At 44.5% G+C, this 16,866-nt stretch carries 14 protein-coding genes and 1 pseudogene; 10 read left to right on the top strand and 5 right to left on the bottom strand.

Annotation, left to right across the window (positions count from 1 at the left end):
• Nucleotides 1-17 precede the first annotated feature (17 nt).
• The 6 genes from FX988_RS20660 (at nucleotide 18) to FX988_RS20685 (ending at nucleotide 7,244) form a co-directional block, all read left to right on the top strand.
• Nucleotides 18-1,178 (top strand): CaiB/BaiF CoA transferase family protein, encoded by a 1,161-nt coding sequence (locus tag FX988_RS20660; RefSeq protein WP_160181946.1) that lies wholly within the window; start codon nucleotides 18-20, stop codon nucleotides 1,176-1,178.
• A 16-nt stretch (nucleotides 1,179-1,194) separates the two neighbouring features.
• Nucleotides 1,195-2,229 carry a chromophore lyase CpcT/CpeT gene (locus FX988_RS20665; RefSeq protein ID WP_160181947.1) on the top strand — a complete coding sequence of 345 codons (1,035 nt, stop codon included), beginning with the start codon at nucleotides 1,195-1,197 and terminating at the stop codon, nucleotides 2,227-2,229.
• Between the two features lie 304 nt (nucleotides 2,230-2,533).
• On the top strand, nucleotides 2,534-4,822 hold the full coding sequence (locus tag FX988_RS20670) for a TonB-dependent receptor (protein WP_160181948.1): 2,289 nt from the start codon (nucleotides 2,534-2,536) through the stop codon (nucleotides 4,820-4,822).
• An 84-nt stretch (nucleotides 4,823-4,906) separates the two neighbouring features.
• Nucleotides 4,907-6,319, top strand: coding sequence for a flavin monoamine oxidase family protein (locus FX988_RS20675; protein ID WP_302849964.1), 1,413 nt, complete (start codon nucleotides 4,907-4,909; stop codon nucleotides 6,317-6,319).
• A gap of 44 nt (nucleotides 6,320-6,363) precedes the next feature.
• Nucleotides 6,364-6,702, top strand: a complete 339-nt coding sequence (locus tag FX988_RS20680; protein ID WP_160181949.1) for an MliC family protein — start codon at nucleotides 6,364-6,366, stop codon at nucleotides 6,700-6,702.
• Between the two features lie 230 nt (nucleotides 6,703-6,932).
• On the top strand, nucleotides 6,933-7,244 hold the full coding sequence (locus FX988_RS20685) for an EthD family reductase (protein WP_160181950.1): 312 nt from the start codon (nucleotides 6,933-6,935) through the stop codon (nucleotides 7,242-7,244).
• A gap of 439 nt (nucleotides 7,245-7,683) precedes the next feature.
• Here the strand turns inward: FX988_RS20685 and FX988_RS20690 are convergent, their stop codons facing one another.
• Nucleotides 7,684-8,577: a LysR family transcriptional regulator gene (locus FX988_RS20690; protein ID WP_160181951.1), complete on the bottom strand. Its 894-nt coding sequence runs from the start codon at nucleotides 8,575-8,577 to the stop codon at nucleotides 7,684-7,686.
• Between the two features lie 391 nt (nucleotides 8,578-8,968).
• Here FX988_RS20690 and FX988_RS21850 point away from each other — a divergent pair, with 391 nt between their 5' ends.
• The 4 genes and pseudogenes from FX988_RS21850 (at nucleotide 8,969) to zapE (ending at nucleotide 11,378) form a co-directional block, all read left to right on the top strand.
• Entirely contained in the window at nucleotides 8,969-9,103 is a 135-nt protein-coding gene (locus tag FX988_RS21850) for a hypothetical protein (RefSeq protein ID WP_302849965.1), read from the top strand.
• Nucleotides 9,104-9,204: 101 nt separating this feature from the next.
• Nucleotides 9,205-9,585, top strand: coding sequence for a YybH family protein (locus FX988_RS20695; RefSeq protein WP_160181952.1), 381 nt, complete (start codon nucleotides 9,205-9,207; stop codon nucleotides 9,583-9,585).
• Nucleotides 9,586-9,819: 234 nt separating this feature from the next.
• Entirely contained in the window at nucleotides 9,820-9,948 is a 129-nt protein-coding gene (locus FX988_RS21855) for a hypothetical protein (protein ID WP_302849966.1), read from the top strand.
• Nucleotides 9,949-10,160: 212 nt separating this feature from the next.
• Nucleotides 10,161-11,378 (top strand): annotated as a pseudogene (gene zapE, locus FX988_RS20700) (cell division protein ZapE).
• Between the two features lie 103 nt (nucleotides 11,379-11,481).
• Here zapE and FX988_RS20705 read toward each other — a convergent pair.
• The 4 genes from FX988_RS20705 to FX988_RS20720 form a co-directional block, all read right to left on the bottom strand.
• A complete protein-coding gene (locus FX988_RS20705; protein WP_160181953.1) occupies nucleotides 11,482-12,501 on the bottom strand; it encodes a GGDEF domain-containing protein in 1,020 nt (339 codons plus the stop codon).
• A 382-nt stretch (nucleotides 12,502-12,883) separates the two neighbouring features.
• Nucleotides 12,884-13,336: a GNAT family N-acetyltransferase gene (locus tag FX988_RS20710; RefSeq protein WP_160181954.1), complete on the bottom strand. Its 453-nt coding sequence runs from the start codon at nucleotides 13,334-13,336 to the stop codon at nucleotides 12,884-12,886.
• Between the two features lie 218 nt (nucleotides 13,337-13,554).
• Nucleotides 13,555-16,023, bottom strand: a complete 2,469-nt coding sequence (locus FX988_RS20715; protein WP_160181955.1) for a TonB-dependent receptor — start codon at nucleotides 16,021-16,023, stop codon at nucleotides 13,555-13,557.
• Between the two features lie 253 nt (nucleotides 16,024-16,276).
• Nucleotides 16,277-16,843 carry a VOC family protein gene (locus FX988_RS20720; RefSeq protein WP_160181956.1) on the bottom strand — a complete coding sequence of 189 codons (567 nt, stop codon included), beginning with the start codon at nucleotides 16,841-16,843 and terminating at the stop codon, nucleotides 16,277-16,279.
• Nucleotides 16,844-16,866 lie beyond the last annotated feature (23 nt).

Below are 16,866 nucleotides of genomic sequence, written 5' to 3' on the forward strand. Positions count from 1 at the left end.
CTTAGGAGTATAACAAGGTGAAATTAAAAGGTCTTCGCGTATTGGATTTATCACTCTTTTTGCCCGGACCTCATTTTACCATGATGATGGCCGATCATGGCGCTGAGGTGTTAAGCCTTGAACCGCCGACAGGTGAGCCGGTGCGAGAAATCGGTTTAAAACAAAACGGCCAATCTGTTTGGTTTAGAAACGTATTTCGAGGGAAAAAAAGCATAAATTTAAATTTAAAAAGTACAAAAGGAAAAGAAGCGTTTTATAAATTGTGTGAAACCGTCGATGTATTAGTTGAAGCCTTTAGACCTGGGGTAGTTGAGCGGCTAGGAATTGACTTCGATACCATAGCAAAGATTAATCCTAAGTTAGTTTACTGTTCTATTTCGGCCTACGGACAAACCGGACCTAAACGATTGAATCCTGCCCACGACCTGAGTATTCAAGCAGATTCTGGCGCCGTGCAAATTAATCAAGGACAGGATGCCAAGCCAGCACAGCCTGGAATGCCCGTGGCTGATATGGCCGGCAGTTTAATGGCTTTTTCTGGGGTGTTGATGGCACTGTTGCGTTGTCAGCAAACAGGGAAAGGTGACTACCTTGATATATCTATGCAGGATTCTTTGGTTGCTTGGTATGCCAATGTGATGGGCCCGCCATTTGCTGAAAACCGCTCACCAGAACCTAAAGAAGAACGTAGCTGGGGCGGTGCAGCGATGTACAACATTTATCAAACCGCAGATGACAGATATTTTACCCTAGGCGGCAGCGAGCTTAAATTTGCTAGCAATCTTCTGACCGCATTAGGCCGAGAAGATTTAATTAGCCTGTGTCGGCTTCCACCCGGTGCCGGGCAAGCGCCGGTAAAGGCCTTTTTAGAAACAAGGTTTTTAGAGAAGCCGCTGGATTATTGGGAGGAATTTCTAGCGAATATTGATGTTTGCTGGTCTCCAGTTCGTAGTTTGAATGAGGCTATTCGTGATGAACATTTGCTACAACGCGATATGTTGCTCACAGATGAGCAGGGCAACTTGCATCTAGGCGTACCCGTTAAGTATCGCCGAGAACCGGCTCAGCCGAACCTTGGCTTGCCCGCATTTAGTCAAGATACCCAAGCCGTGTTAGCTGAGCTTGGGTATAGCGAGCAAGACATTACCCATATGCGCAATGAAAATGCGTTTATTTAACCAAGTAGGGAAAGTTATGAAACAAATCATCACTGTATTGTGGGCGGCAGCTATTTTAGCTGGTTGTGCCAGTCAAGACAGGGCCTCAACGACTAACGCTCAGGTACAAGCCAAAGACACTATCCAGGAATCTCTTTTTCACCAATGGTTCGCTGCTGAGTTTGATAATCACGAACAGCACTGGCAAGACAATATCAATAAGGAAAAAGAGCCTGACTTACAGGTACATGAGCATATACATCATGTTTTTGCGCCTTTGGCAACGCCTGCACTTGAAGGCACCACATACTTCGTAAAGCAATACATGGATGGTGATCCGAGTAAGGTGTATCGTCAACGCTTGTACCAATTTTTACCCAACGAAGAAAAGGGTGCCTTACAGCTCAATATCTTTCGTTTCAAGGACGAAGCTAAGTATGCTGATGCGCATCTACACCCTGAGCTTTATGATAAATTAACCCGAGATGAAATTGTCACGTATCCGGGGTGTGAAGTGTACTGGCGATTTAACGGTGAGTACTTTGACGGCACCATGGGGAATAACACCTGTAGTATTGTGTCTAAACGTAGCGGTAAAAAAATCTTTTTTAACGATACCTTGCGTCTAACGGACAACGAAATTTGGATCGCGGATAAGGCCGCGGATGAAGATGGCAATTATGTTTTCGGCAACAAAGCGGGTATTCCCCATAAAAATCGTAAAGTGACTTACTTTACTGGCTGGGGCGGCGCTCGAGTAGGTGGAAAAGAGGCCTCGGAAGATGCCAGATGGATTTTCAATCGTGACTTGTTACTGCACAACGAAGGGCAAATTGTTGCTTTGCAAGATGCGAAAACAGGCGAAAAAACGGGCTACTCGATTCAACTGGCGTTATTAACCTATCAGAATACCTCTGACCCAATTTTTAAGTTTGGTCTGATTGATGACGCCACTGGCAAAACCATTACTTATATTTGGAGCGACCGTAGCAACCCAACAACGGGTATGAATTTACGATGGATGCAAGCGGGTGTAAAAATCAAACAAATCCGGCCCCATTTCAGCTTTTAAGCGCGTCGTTTAGGCGCAATGTGAACGAGGCGGGGCAATTTATGCACCGCCTTTTTTTTGCATGACGGTCAATGAGTTATCTACGCTCAACGCATACCAAAGATCACGTTCTTATCACTTTTTTGTAACAGTGGTCAACTTTGACATTTGTCAAACGAAATTGATTGATAAATGTCAATAGTGGATTTTTTCAACGAATTTGTCCGTGCAAATTTGGCTAGAGTGATATCTGCCAACTGAAGACATTGTCGTTTTCGGGTTGCGTATAACGCCAAATTATTACAATAAAGTTAGAGGACCACCCATGAACATGCATTTTAGTCGCAGTAAAATCGCGCAAATGAGCAAGCTAGCCATAATGGCTCCGCTTGTGAGTATGCCGCTTGGAGCCATGGCTCAAGAAAACGCACCCGATACAGAAACGGTATTCGATCAAGACGTGATTGAGCAAATTGAAGTTACGTCTCGTTATCGTAAAGAAACATTAAATAAAATCCCTATTTCTGTGACGACCTTTAGCGCGGACGATATCGAAGAAGCAGGTTTGAGGAATATCAACGATATCGCAGTGAGTGCAGTGGGCATGTCGATGGAGCGCACATTCGGACGTCAATCTGATATTCCTGTTATCCGTGGCGTGTCATGGATCCCAGGCTTTGGCTCTCAAAAAGCCTCGTACTTTATTGATGGTGTATATTTTGGAGGCTCTATTCAAAGTTTACCGCTGGATTTGATTGAGCGAGTAGAAATTGTCAAAGGTCCACAAAGTGCTCAGTATGGCCGTCGTACTTTTTCTGGGGCAATTAACTTTATCACCAGCCGTCCCAGTGACGAGTTATCAGGGTACGTTAACCTCACATTAGGGCAAAACGGGAACCAGAAATTAGCCGCTGGGGTATCAAGCAAGCTATCAGACATGTTTGCCTTTCGCGCCTCTATTTCAGCAGATAGTTATGATGGTGATTGGGAAAACACCAAGGAAGACGGCCCAGATGTGGGTGGCGAAAAAACTAAATCAGGTATGTTAGGTTTCTATTTTACTCCCAGTAAGAACACTGATATTTCGCTTAACTACATTTACAACGAAAATGATGACGAAGCGCAGCCTTTCGGATTTCAAGGAGCGGATGAAAACAACTGCTTTTTGGACACTCGGCCGTACTATTGTGGTGAAGCACTCAGAAATCAGCCTATTAGTATCGGTGGTGGCGGTTTCCTCGATAATGATGATTATGGTTTACGGGTGACCAGTGAGCATATTAGCTTTAAAATTAACCACCATTTCGATTTTGGTACCCTTTCATGGATCAGTGGTTGGAACTCGCGAGATGGGGAAACCGGTTTAGATCAAACTTACAATGGCTACGAAGAATCCTTTAGCTTTGGTTTTTTCAGTGGTGGCCCATACTTAGCACCAGCAGATGCATGGTACACCTTGGATACATCAGGCACAGATGAGTACAGTCATGAATTACGCTTCAGCTCTAGTGCCTTTGATGACCGTTTGTATTGGTCGGTGGGCGCATACTTATGGCATTCAGAAGCCGAACCAAATGCAGTGGATAGCTTTGCCGAAGAACTAGAAAACCAAGCATTAATGGCAATGGCTACCTACGAGTTTACTGATGATTTTCGTTTATCCGCTGAGATCCGTCGCTCCAGTGACGAAGTCAATACTGAGGCTTATGATGAGTTAATTCAAAACGCGGAATTTGCTAACGTCAGTAACGAATTTGATAGCACCACGACACGTTTTATCGCTGAATATGATGTGAGTGACGACACGCTAATGTACTTAACGCGCTCTGAAGGCAATAGCCCAGGTGGATTCAATACAAGTACCTTGCTGCCCAATGATTTGGTCGTTATAGACGAAGAAGACATGGTGATGTATGAACTTGGGGTGAAATCAACCTTGTTCGATGGAAGCTTGTACGTGTCAGCTGCCGCTTACACCATGGATTGGACCAAACAGCAGCTAACCGATAGCTTTGATGAAGTCGAAGGCCCGCCAGTTTCATATACATCTAATGCCGGCTCGACGGAAATCAAGGGCCTTGAGATTGAAGGTACTTGGCTTATCAATGAGAATTTTAGCTTGGAATTTGGGTTATCACGCACCGATGCCCAGTTTGAAGAATTGTTTGATAGTAACCAATGCCGCTTTTTTGCACCGGGCGGGGCATCAAGCTTCTGTGTTGGGGATAACTTACGTGAGTTTGGTGATCTTAAAGGCAATTCACCACCTCAAGTACCAAAGAATGAAGCCACATTAGCACTGAGCTATTCCACGCAAATCAAAGAAGGTTTAGAAGTCTTTAGTCGTATGGATTTTTCATATGATTCGAGCCGTTATGCCCATGTGCACAACTTGATTGAAACGGGTTCGCGTAAGTTACTCAATTTAAAAGCTGGGGTGCAATTGGATAACGTACGCTTAACAGCTTGGGTAAATAACGTTACGGATAACGATACCCCAACCTATGTATTTAGATATGTTGATGTACAAAGCTTTGCCTTTGGCTCGCGCGCTTTCCCTGTCGCACCGAGCAGAGGACGAGAAGTGGGTATTACGGCTTCATATAAATTTTAGGGTGCTCCTTGAACTAAAAAGGTAGCGGGCCGTTGGCTCGCTTTTTTATTGGCGAGTATTCAAGGTTGTTTATATCAGAGGTAAATGATGCAACGTAGGCAAATCATCAAAGGTTTTGCTACCAGTTCACTGCTGTTGGGGGCTGGTGGAATTAGCATGCCATTGTGGGCTAGTGGTAACAGTCGCGCGGATGTCATCGTTATCGGTGCCGGTTTAGCTGGCTTAACCAGTGCCCGCTACTTAAAAGCGCAGGGGCTTAAAGTGTTACTGCTTGAAGCGCGCGAGCGGGTAGGGGGAAGGATCCTCACGCTCAATTCAACCGGTATGGACGTTGAGGCCGGTGGACTGCAAATCGGTCAGGGATACGGATTAATGCGCACCTACGCTCAGCAACTTGGCTTACCGCTTGTGTCGTTGGGGCGATATGCTGAACAAAACGCCTTTGTAATAAACGGACAACGTATTAGCGCCGAGGAATGGCCAACTCACCCACAAAATTTGCTAGCAACGTCTGAAAAAAATACGCTGCCTTCGCGTTTATATTATCAGATGTTAAGCAAAGGCCCAGAATATGCTCTGCCTTGGGACTGGACATCAGAAAAATACGCGCCATTAGATATATCGTTAGACGCATATTTTTCCCAGCAAAACATCTCAACACAAGCGCTGCGCTTAATGGATGCCAATATTAATGCGTTGAGCTTAAAAGACTTGTCCGCTGCAGATGCATTTTACCGATTGAGTCTCGCTCGTATCGGGGGAAGAGGGGCACAAAAAATTGAAGGGGGAAACAGTCGTTTTACACAGGCTTTAGGAGATGAACTCACAGGAGAATTACACACTGAAAAGGTCGTGACTCACATTAACCAAAGTCATGATAAGGTGGCGGTGCGCTGTGAAGATGGCAGTCAGTATATTGCTAAGCGCTGCATTGTCACCAGCCCGTTTTCTGCACTAAAAGAGGTGTCAATTCAAGGCGATATAAGCCCACAGAAACGTCAAGCGATCGATAAGGCGCTATATACACCCGTGACCCAAGTGCATTTTGCCGTTAAGAAGCAAGTAGATGCTTCTATGTTAGAAGCGACGAATTTATGGACCGACAACGCTTTAGGTAGAGTGTTTAGTCAACTCAATGATGCTGGTCAATTGTGCTACCTAACCAGTTGGATAAACGGTCAACAAGCGAAAGCGTTAGACATGCTTAGCCCCAGCGAAGCCGTTAACACCGTTAAGCGCGCATTAGAGAAATATTATCCTGACCTTAAGGGTAAAACTGACGTTGTTCATCATCAATCTTGGGCTAACGAGCGCTTCTCAAAGGGGGCATATATTCAATTCGCCCCGGGTCAAGTACAAACATTAGTACCCCATATGGCCAGTATCGAAGGCAGGTTACATTTTGCCGGTGAGCATACCGAGTTTATGTACTCGGGTATGGAGTCTGCGATAGTATCTGGAGTACGTGCTGCACAAGAAGTTGCCGAAAGGCTTTAGTTGAAATTATGTGTGGCGGTCGTTAGAACCAAGGAGTTGTTTAGATGAAACACACGTACGCTTTTCTATTTACTCTGTTCAGCCTGCAGGCATGTAGCCCGCCTACTATCGAACAAGATTCCTCCCCTGAGCAAGCCGATAAGGGGCAGCGATACACCCAAGTGATCTTCGAATGTGAGCGCAATGAACCTGTTACCGTCCGTTTTTACAAGGACAGTGAACGCGCTGTCATGACCCGTAACAACCAAGACATTGAGCTCGTGCAACAGCCCACAGCATCAGGGTTTTCTTACTCCAACGGGCCGAACAGCATTCGCGGTAAAGGGGATGACTTAACGGTGAATATAGGCCGTATGGCAGCGATAAACTGCCGCGCAATGTAAACCGCCTAGCGCTGATAAAGCACTAAGGGCCTAGGAAACAACGTAGCTATCCCCTCGCCAATGTCGTGCTGGGTTTTATCCACATCCCAGACTAAACATAAATGCAGCAATAAAGTGCTGGCACTGACAGCGAGCTTAATACATACTTGAACAATCGTTCATGTTGATGTGTAGGCCGCTCGCTCTGGTAAATGCACCAATACTCATATTACCTAAATAGGACAATTTTAATGATTAAAGTCAGTGTGTTATACCCAAACAGTGAAGACGCCACCTTTGATATGGATTATTACCGTGCTACGCACCTGCCGCTGGTGGCTGTGTTGGTCGGTGAGGCACTTGTGTCAGCGCATGCTGATTTAGGGGTAGCGAGTGGCGTGCCCGGTCAGGCCGCAGCTTACATCGCGATGGGGCATTTAGTATTTGAATCGGTGGAATCATTCCAGCAGGCGTTTGGGCCTCATCAAGGGGAAATTTTGGCAGATTTGGTTAATTTCACCAATACACAGCCAATAGTTCAAATTAGCGAAATACAGCAGTGATTAAAGCTCTCCTGTATATGTAACATGTTTTTTAAGCCAGTATTCGCTGACTTGCTTATACCAATTCCATTAAATAATTAACCACTCAGCGAAAATTTAAAAGGACTTAATCAAGGCGCTTAAATGAAGTAATAGTGGTGCTCTTTCGAGTTTGAGCAACACAGAGTAAGTCCTTTTAAAATTCGCCCGAAGGGAATTCCCCAGCGGGTTTTGCACTACGTTCTCGGTATTTGAAAGGGAACAACCATTACTACACACCGACGCCTTGTTCAAAACCCGCTGGATGAATTCTGAGAGGCCAATTATTTAATGGAATTGGTATTACTGTCAGAATAGCAAGCGTTATGTGCATGCCAAGGCAATGAACATGATTAATAGGACAAGGTTTTGCGGCAGAATGTAGCGAATCTTTGTCCTATGTTAGTGGCACTGATGTCATTTAAAAACGTTTTGCTAGGTCGATAAACGCCCGCAGTCTTGCTGGCATGTGGCGCTTTGTTAAGTAGTTAATTGTATAGCGGGGTAAGTTAGGGATGTATTCATCGAAAATTGAAATGAGCTTTCCCGAGCGAATTAATGCGTCTGCTGGTTTTCGATAAACATAGGTCACTCCGAACCCAGATTGGGCGAAATGAAGCAAAGAGACCAGATCATTCACTATCATTCGTGGCTTAGGTCTTACCATATACAGGGTATTTTGTTCATCCTTGAACTCCCAGGGGGCAAGTCTGTCTGCACTGCCAAACCCAAAACGAATGCCGTCATGCTGCGTGAGTTCGGTTGGGTGTGTTGGTAGGCCTTTTCGCTTAAAGTAGTCTGGGGAGGCAACCAATGTCATTTCTAGCTCAGGGCCAATTTCAACACTGTGGCTGCCGTTTTCCAGCAAGGTCTGGGAGCGGATAGCACCGTCTATTCCCGAGGTCACTAGATCGACTTTCTCATCGTTATAGATAATTTCTATGTCCACTGTTGGGTAAGTGCTTGCAAACTCAGTGATAACCTCATCAAGAAAAAACGGTGAGCTGCTCTTTGGTGCCGATAAACGTAGTGTCCCTGCCAAGGCGTCTTGTTCTTCTTGTGTATCATTTAGCGCATGTTCAAGCTCTGCCAAGGCAGGTATCGACCTTTTTAACAATCTCTCTCCGGCATTTGTCAGTGAAATTTTACGTGTTGTTCGTTCAATTAATCGCACCCCGAGGCGGCTTTCTATGCGTTGAACGATTTCACTTACTGATCCCGGTGCAAGGTTTAGCTTGTCTGCGGCAGCGCGAAAACCGTTTGCTCGAACGACCTCTGTAAATACCGCAAGATCATTAAGATTGACATTTTTCATTGTTCATTATTCCGAACGATTTGTTTTCAATTGATTTATTTATTAAGACAATAAGGCAAGTTATATTGCTTTGCAACTGAAGACTTCGCGTCTGGTACGCGCAAATGAAGGAGAAATATATTATGAACAATCAGCGTCGTATAGCTAAGCGGCCAAGAGACATCGCCCATTGTGTAAGTGCGTTTTTACAAGAAGGTGACATAGACGGCATCGTGTCAATGTTCCATCCCGACTGCGTTATTTTTTTCCACCTGAGGAAGCACCGCACAAAGGGTTAGATGGTGCAAGGCAGGTTTTCCTTAGCTTTTTAGCGCTTCGCCCTCAGATAAAGAGTGACATTATTAGTGAAGTTATCACAGGTGACATAGCGCTTACTCGGGCCAAATGGCAAGTGATTAGCACTGACGGCAATATTCTAGCTGAAGGGGAATCAACAGAAGTTGCGAAGAAACTTGAGAATGGCGGATGGGGTTATCTTATTGATTGCCCGAATGGTGTTCCAGTGCTCCCTCAACAAGGTGGTTAACCGTCAAATCCATTGGTCGTAGGACACGAACCAAGTCTTAATTTAACAACAAGCATATCAAATATGTAGCTTATGAAAGCTTAACGACAAGGCAAATCAAAATGAATGAATTGAATAAAATAAAGAGCGCGTTCGAGCAATTTAATATCGCCCTAGATAAGGGGGATATTGATGCGCTTGCGGCAACCTGTGATCCTGATGTGGTGATCTGCAATGAGCATCAACCTACAACAGTTGGGGTGCAGGCGTTGCGTGATAAGTATGGTCCGCGCATGGAAGTGGCTGATTTTAAAAGTAAAACAGATATCACAGACATAAAGATGTTTGGCGACTTTGCCATTGTGGTCGCTAACTTTGATGTGCAAACAATCAACAAGACAACCCAAGAACAAGGAGGGGGGAAGGGACGAGTTGTTATTGGCTATCGCCGTGACGCCCAAGGGAATTGGAAAATGGCGTTAGATGTAGATAACAATGACTAACCCAACTTGGTAACCCATAGCCCAGCAAAGTCTGGGCTATGGCAGTTTTTACGTTTTCTATCTTCCCTTTGTATTGCGTTTTTTGCACAACCAGCCTCCTCTTTTACCCATCTGATCGTTTCCCCTTGTGTTTTCTTCCCTTAGTTGCATTGCTTATAGTAGGTAGGCATAACATTGTCGTACCTACGATAAGGTAGGTGTGTCAAGATTCAGATAGATGTAAAGAGAGCAAAGATGAAACACAATTCTCATAATATTGGGCATTTTATGGGCTTGGAAACCGCTATCGCTAATGGTGAAGCGCAAACCGTTGGTGATACGGTAGCGGATCAAAAATCACTAAAATTGAGAAAGGTTATTTGACTGATTTCGCCAAGCTTAATCATCACCAAGACATCATTCTATTGCTTGAAGCGATAGAGGAAAAAGTAAAGGACGTCTTAAGCGTAACTTTAAAGCATTGCGCCTAAGGGAAAATTATAAGAAATTAAATGAAAACATATTTGGCTGAATCAGGCTATTTGATTACAGTGTGCTGACTTCATATTCACACAGGCTCATAGTGAAGGAGATGTATGGCGAAGCCTAACGCACAGATACCCGTGAACTTCCCCTTGAATCGATACCGAGAACTAATAGGGCGAACATTGGTGCCGGATGCCGCCCAACACCAAGTTATTACCGCTTTAGATAATGTGTACTGGCAATTAATAGAAGAGCCTAAGTGTCAGAGCCGTTTTGTGAAAGGTGTGTACATTTGGGGTGATGTGGGTAGGGGGAAATCGTTTTTAATGGATTTGTTTTATGAATGTTTGCCGCAAAAAGGAAAGTTACGACTGCATTTTCATCACTTTATGGCGCAAGTTCATCAATCGCTTAAACAATACAGTGGGCAACAAGACCCATTGCCAAAGGTAGCGAAAGGGCTCGCCTCTTCGCTAGGTGATAAATACAGAGTGTTGTGTTTCGATGAGTTTTTTGTATCAGACATCGGTGATGCGATGCTTTTGTCTGGCTTGTTCGATTGTTTGTTTAGCGAAGGTGTGGTGCTGGTTGCGACTTCGAATATTCCTATCGAACGCTTATACGAGCATGGCTTGGCGCGACACAAGTTTTTACCGTGTATTGACTTATTGCAACGCCATACACAGATACTGCACCTTAAAGGGGAAGTGGATCACCGGGTATACTCAGTGGTCATGAGCGGCAAAGAACGTAGCCGTGTTTCCGATTTTGTCGGAATTTAAGACAGTATTAATTTTCCAGCTGTATTTGATGACTTAACCCAGAACGTGCAGGCAACCTGTATCACTCAAGGTAATATTGAGGTATGTCATCGCAAGATCCCGGTTTGTCGAGCAACACGTGACCACAGTGTTCCGAGCGTGGTGTGGTTTACGTTTAGCGCACTATGTGAAGGGCCGCGCTCGCAACTAGATTACATGGACATTGCGACACGCTTTGACATAGTGATGCTCAGCGAGGTACCTCAACTAGGCGCTCAGGTTAGAGGCTGGATCAAGGCTAGGGGTACTGAAGATGGAGTGGGAGATAATCAGGCTACGAGCACAGGTGAGAGAGTGTTGTCATACTCAAAGCATGATGACAAAGCGCGACGTTTTATTAGCTTGGTGGATGAGTTGTATGATCAAAAGGTTACGCTTTATTTAAGCTGCGACGTGCCCTTAGAAGAACTGTATTTAGACGGCGCGCTGACTTTCGAGTTTCGCAGGACGTATAGCCGTTTGATTGAAATGAGTAGAGGAAAGAGAGAAGTACCAAAAGCACAATAATATTAGCCTCAGAGCTAATAAATACCAGCAGTGAACGCCTAAACTAACCCTCATCAGAGCAAATATTAGCGTTTCAAGGGCGGTAAAAAGTTGATTGTACAAATTATCGAGCAATCACTTTATTACGCCCAGTCTCCTTAGCGCGATATAGTCTCTCATCCGCCAGTTTGTATATCTGGTTCAACGTCTGGCCATCTTCGGGCCAGTGTGAAACGCCAATGCTCACACTGATTGTTAAGTCTTCATTTTTAATCATTATGTCTTTTTCTATTGCTAGACGAATTCGTTCAGCGATATTTTGAGCCTGCTGCTCGCTGGTATCCGGGATAAGCATACAAAATTCTTCTCCCCCTAGGCGGAACGCCCAGTCATTTAAGCGGCGTGTTTCATTGATAAGCCGAGCGACTTCAATTAGCACTTTATCACCAATATCGTGGCCATATTTGTCGTTTACCTTTTTAAAGTGGTCTAAATCAATGAGCAACATAGACATAGTTTGATGTTGCTCTGGTAGGCTTTCACAGAGCATCTCGAAGCTGGAATCTAATAACAATCGGTTATGCAAACCTGTTAAAGGGTCTAGAGATGCCATTTGCTGTAATCGTTTGACCATGGAGGCTCTCTTTGATTCATAGGTGTACGACAGGGCCCAAATGGCCGATAGACATAGGCTGATGTTCACTACCGATATCAAAGGTATTTCAGATGAATCAGAGAACAAAGCTTTACACAAAGCGACCACGCCCGTTATCACGTACACACAGGTAAATAGGTTACCTAAGGTGATACCAAGGAGCAGGTAAGAAAGGACTGGGATCAAGAACAGCCACGTATAAAGGGCCGCTTTAAACGCGACGGTGAATATACCAATCAAAATAACCGTATAAACGGCAAATAAAAATAAAGAAGACCAAAGGGTGAGATTAGGTGTTTTCTTATGAATCGCGAGCAACCCAACAGAAAACAAAACAACCGCCAATTCAATTAATGCATAAACTTTGAATCCATTCAGCCAATTATTGACCACAAAAATGGAGCCAGCAAAAATGATGATGCACAGTACGACCTTCAGCACTGTACGTCGATAATCCAACTCGTTTGCCCACAATTTTGCTCTAAACATTTATGTGTGCTCTTTTTTTATCATGACAATGGATATTGTTAAATTTCTTTTCAGGTCGTTGTAATAACGAATTTAGTCACACAGGGACGCACTTGTATACTACTTTGCTATTATCAGAGGGATGGCGAGACCAAAACACTATTTTTATTCAATAATAGCTGCTTATTATATGCTGTTTATCAGCGTAAAGAGATTCAACTAAAGGCTAGTTTCTAAGCTAAAAAATACTGTTTCGCCAGCTGAGTGCCTTAGCCATTATCACATTCCTCTTTGCTAGGAGAGGTCAACGAAGGTGATAAGCGAGAGAGAGTGAAACGGACCAAGACAGCGTAAATTCGTAGTCGCTAACGGATAAAATAGGGAATAATGATTCATTCACACCTCAAGAAACAACGTCAAGTTCCATCACAACCCCGTCATTTTCGTCTTCTTCGGTTACCTTAAAACCGAACTGTGAATAGAACTTACGCATTGCATGGTGTCCAGGCATATACAGTATCGTGATTTTTTTGCATTCAGGAATGGCACTCATTTCGCTGATCACTTGTTTGGTGGCGATTTTGCCAATTCCTTGTCCCTGGTATTTGACATCAACCATGAACTGGGCAATGTAAAACTCATCTGGTAGGCCTTCTTCCAATTCTTGGTAAAACTGGATAAAGCCGACGACTTCATTATCTCGATAAATAGCTCGATTCACATAATGGGGGTAGAAGCTTGACTCGGCGATAGACTCCGAGTTTAACGCAACATAATTTTCTTGCTCTTTAGTTATTTCTAAATGAATTACATCCAGCCAGTTGTCTTTAGTTACATCACGTAGGCTAATATTCATAAAATTCCTTTTGATTCAATGTAATGAGATAGATATATCTAGGCTCAGCAATAAAAAAACAAGTCAAAAGAATACATTGAGTACGATGTGTTTCAGCGATACAGTCTTAGTTGATTAGGAATAAATATGGTTAGCAGGTTGATGCAATCAGGATAAACAGAAGCGGGGCCTATTGGCCCCGCTTCTTATTCAATACTCACATAGCATACTGGCTAATATTAGAAGCGATACGTCATGTCGATACCCACTTGTCTACCTCGACGAGCAGCACTGAAGAAGGCTCTAGGGGATCCATTATCTGCACCTTCAGGGGCGGTGTTGAGTGAAGAGAAAGTAAAGTAGGGAATACCTAACCAACGGGATGTCAAAATCGGGGCATCTTCATCTGTTAAGTTTCTAGCATACAAACTCACTCGCCAGTTTTCGCCGTTTACACCCATTCTAGCTCCCATAATAATGGCGCTGGGCACGTACGCTAAGTTGTGCACTTGAACGTATTTCTTTGACTCATAACTGGCGTCTACGTTAAAGAAAGCATCAAGCTCACCAGAAATAGGCGTGATATATTCTAAAAATGCACTTGCCTGATGTTTAGAGCTAAGAGGAAAAGCATTTCCCTCGATAGAGCAACTGGCAGGGGTGGTTATGCCAAAATCAGCACTAAAATCTGTGCCTGTTGTGGTGCCAGGTGTCAATACACCGCCGCCGCTGGTTAGTGACCACTGGAAGTCGTCGCAACCCTTGGTGAATTTGGTGTCAGCCAATGCGTAAGTGAAACGTCCAGATAATTTATCGGTAAACTGGGCATTAACATCAAGTTCTAAACCTAAAACCTCACCAGCCCCTTGGTTGGTTGCAACAGAGGTGATATTGCCAGAGGGGACGTTTAATGGCGTGGTCAACTGTACATCGGTTACGTCGTTATAAAACATGGAAACTGTAGCGTATACATTGTCTAGTGCACTGGTTTTTATCCCTAACTCGTAAGTGGTGATTTCCTCTTGTTCGTAAGTGGGTTTGCCAGTATCTGCACCGGCTGAGCCGTTAATGCCACCGGGTTTTACCCCTTGGGCAACGATACCGTAGAAAATAGTGCTGTCATCATAACGGTAATTAAGGGTGGCTCTGGGGGTAAAGTTGTTCCAATTGCCATCAGCATCAAATGTGACTTGGCCGCTTGGGTCAAATTCGGTCACTGTTTTTTCTTCTTCCGCCCAGCGCGCTTCAAATGTTCCATCAAGTTTATCGCTAAACTGATAATCCACAGAAGCGTAAATGGCTTTGTTTGTTACACTGCTGTTGTCTTGGAATATACCGACTTTGGTGTCTTCAAAGGTTAAATCAAAGTTATCTCGGTCTTGGTCATAGTAAAAAGCCCCTGCCATCCACGCTAGCTTGCCTTCTGGTGAGCGTAGGGTAAGTTCGACCGTTTTATCTTTGGTTTCTTGACGAGAGGTATTCGCGAAAAAGGCTTCTTGACCAGGTGCGAACGTGTAGTTGACTGAGGTGTTATCACCATCTGAACCTGTGCTCGTATCATCATCGCGATAACCTAACGCCAAGGACAGGGCATAGCCGGCATCCGTTTCATAATCCATTGCCAAGCTAGAGATGATTAAATCGCGACCCACTCCATCGTAAGCGGTACCATCGGCAGTGTCATAGGGGGTGCCAAAGAAGGTGGAGCCAGAGGGCAGAAAGCTATTCACCGGTACGCCGGGGACTTCATTCGGTATGCCATCGGCATCTGCTTTGTCGTTCAGGGCAATAGGTTGGTTTTTAATTTCACCACAGAAGTATTGAAAGTTATTTGCTGAACCTGACGCTGCCCAAGATGAGAGCGAACGATAGCCAGGAGCACAGTTGTTTTCGCTGCTGGGGGTAAAGAAAAACGGTCGGGTTTCATCCCGGTCTTCTTGACTTTGAAGGCGAAAGCGCAGGCCAAATTTATCTGATGGTTCAGCATCTAATACTAGGCTTACAGAGCGGGTGTCTTCACCGCCCACAATTTCATCGGTCACTATGTTGCGCCAATCATCATCACCATCTACTTGGTAATCTCGCACGCTCAAGCTAGCGGCTAACCAGTCTGTTAACGGTCCGCTGATGTAAGCAGATGCGGTGCGTTCAGAGTCTTGAGCCAGATTTAACTTAACGTTGCCAGTAAAATCACCGTGATCAGGCCCTTTGGTGATAAAGTTGATTGCACCGGAGTAAGAGTTACGCCCATAAAGTGCACTTTGCGGGCCTTTTACGACCTCTACTCGGGCGATGTCAGACATGTCTAAGCTTTGCACATCACCTGAGTAATAATTGCCATCGATAAAGTAGGCTGCGCCTGACTCTACGCCAAACTGTATGCCAGCAAGTACGTTACCCATACCGCGAATAACTGGGCGTTCTGTCGCGCGGCCGAAGGCTTTAGAGAAACTTAAGCCTGACGAGAAGCGGGCAATATCATCGATACTCTGAAAACCCTGTTGTTCAATCATGGCGTCAGAAAAGGCGGATACCGCCACAGGAATACGATTCAAAGACTCTACTTTTTTACGAGAAGTCACTTCAATGACTTCCAGTGAATCTTCTGCAGTGGAGGCTGCTGCAGTGTCTTGCGCTAGGGTAGTTAACGACTGGGTCATTAAGACAGACGCAATCGCCAGAGGGAGTTTTCTTATTATTAATGTCATGGGCATTCCTGTTGTGTGTGGGTATGTACGGACATATTATTATTTTGATGGCAGGGCCAATCTAGCACCGGATACTCATCAGTGGCTTGATAAAAATCAACAAAGCCATTTAACCGAAAGGGCTGGTTGTGCAGTAAATGAGTGATGATTTCTTAGAACAAGGATGCGAAAAAAACAACTGAATATCAGATAGTTATTCAGTTGCTCAACCGTTTACATTATATAAGGTTTATGCTTTACGGCGTTTAATGCATTAATCGCTGGCTTTGGCTGGCGCATCTAATAATTGATTAACTTCAATCCAGTAGCCATCAGGATCGCGGATCATAGACACCATAACTGCTATTTTCCCGCCGTCAGCTCTAGGGTATTCTACATGATGAGGTGCTTCTATCACCGCCACCTCAGGTGATTGCTCAACAGCTGTCCAGCGGGTGTCTAAATCTGACACATTCATCACCATAATCGGATCACCTGGCACCGGTTCATCGAAATGTTCCTGACGCTGAGGCTTGAGAGGGTGAATGTATTGTAGTAATCCCAGCGCCCCAATAAAGGTGTCGTTAGCTTGCATTAGCACCAATCGTCGCTTGCGTGTTTCACCGTTTTCCATAGGACTGTTAATCATCTGATCGTAAATCACATTTAAGCCAAGGGCATCACGGTAGAGTTTTAGGGATGTATCAATGTCGTTAACAATAAAAGTGGTTCGACGTATATCCACCGAAATGCGTTTATCCTCACTGACAGGCTCTGCTAAAGCGTGGGAGCTGACCAAGAAGCAGAGCATAAAGGTGAATAAAGAGGATGTTATTTTCATGATTGGTTTCCGTTATTATGATA

It is taken from the genome of Paraglaciecola mesophila, from assembly GCF_009906955.1.
Lineage (GTDB): Bacteria > Pseudomonadota > Gammaproteobacteria > Enterobacterales > Alteromonadaceae > Paraglaciecola > Paraglaciecola mesophila_A.

Bases quoted from the DNA above. Each gene is read 5' to 3' on its own strand.
- FX988_RS20670 (WP_160181948.1), top strand. From the start codon at position 2,534: ATGAACATGCATTTTAGTCGCAGTAAAATCGCGCAAATGAGCAAGCTA.
- FX988_RS20705 (WP_160181953.1), bottom strand. From the start codon at position 12,501: ATGTTTAGAGCAAAATTGTGGGCAAACGAGTTGGATTATCGACGTACA.
- FX988_RS20690 (WP_160181951.1), bottom strand. From the start codon at position 8,577: ATGAAAAATGTCAATCTTAATGATCTTGCGGTATTTACAGAGGTCGTT.
- FX988_RS21855 (WP_302849966.1), top strand. From the start codon at position 9,820: ATGAAACACAATTCTCATAATATTGGGCATTTTATGGGCTTGGAAACC.
- FX988_RS20685 (WP_160181950.1), top strand. From the start codon at position 6,933: ATGATTAAAGTCAGTGTGTTATACCCAAACAGTGAAGACGCCACCTTT.
- FX988_RS20715 (WP_160181955.1), bottom strand. From the start codon at position 16,023: ATGACATTAATAATAAGAAAACTCCCTCTGGCGATTGCGTCTGTCTTA.
- FX988_RS20680 (WP_160181949.1), top strand. From the start codon at position 6,364: ATGAAACACACGTACGCTTTTCTATTTACTCTGTTCAGCCTGCAGGCA.
- FX988_RS20710 (WP_160181954.1), bottom strand. From the start codon at position 13,336: ATGAATATTAGCCTACGTGATGTAACTAAAGACAACTGGCTGGATGTA.
- FX988_RS20665 (WP_160181947.1), top strand. From the start codon at position 1,195: ATGAAACAAATCATCACTGTATTGTGGGCGGCAGCTATTTTAGCTGGT.
- FX988_RS20675 (WP_302849964.1), top strand. From the start codon at position 4,907: ATGATGCAACGTAGGCAAATCATCAAAGGTTTTGCTACCAGTTCACTG.
- FX988_RS20695 (WP_160181952.1), top strand. From the start codon at position 9,205: ATGAATGAATTGAATAAAATAAAGAGCGCGTTCGAGCAATTTAATATC.
- FX988_RS20720 (WP_160181956.1), bottom strand. From the start codon at position 16,843: ATGAAAATAACATCCTCTTTATTCACCTTTATGCTCTGCTTCTTGGTC.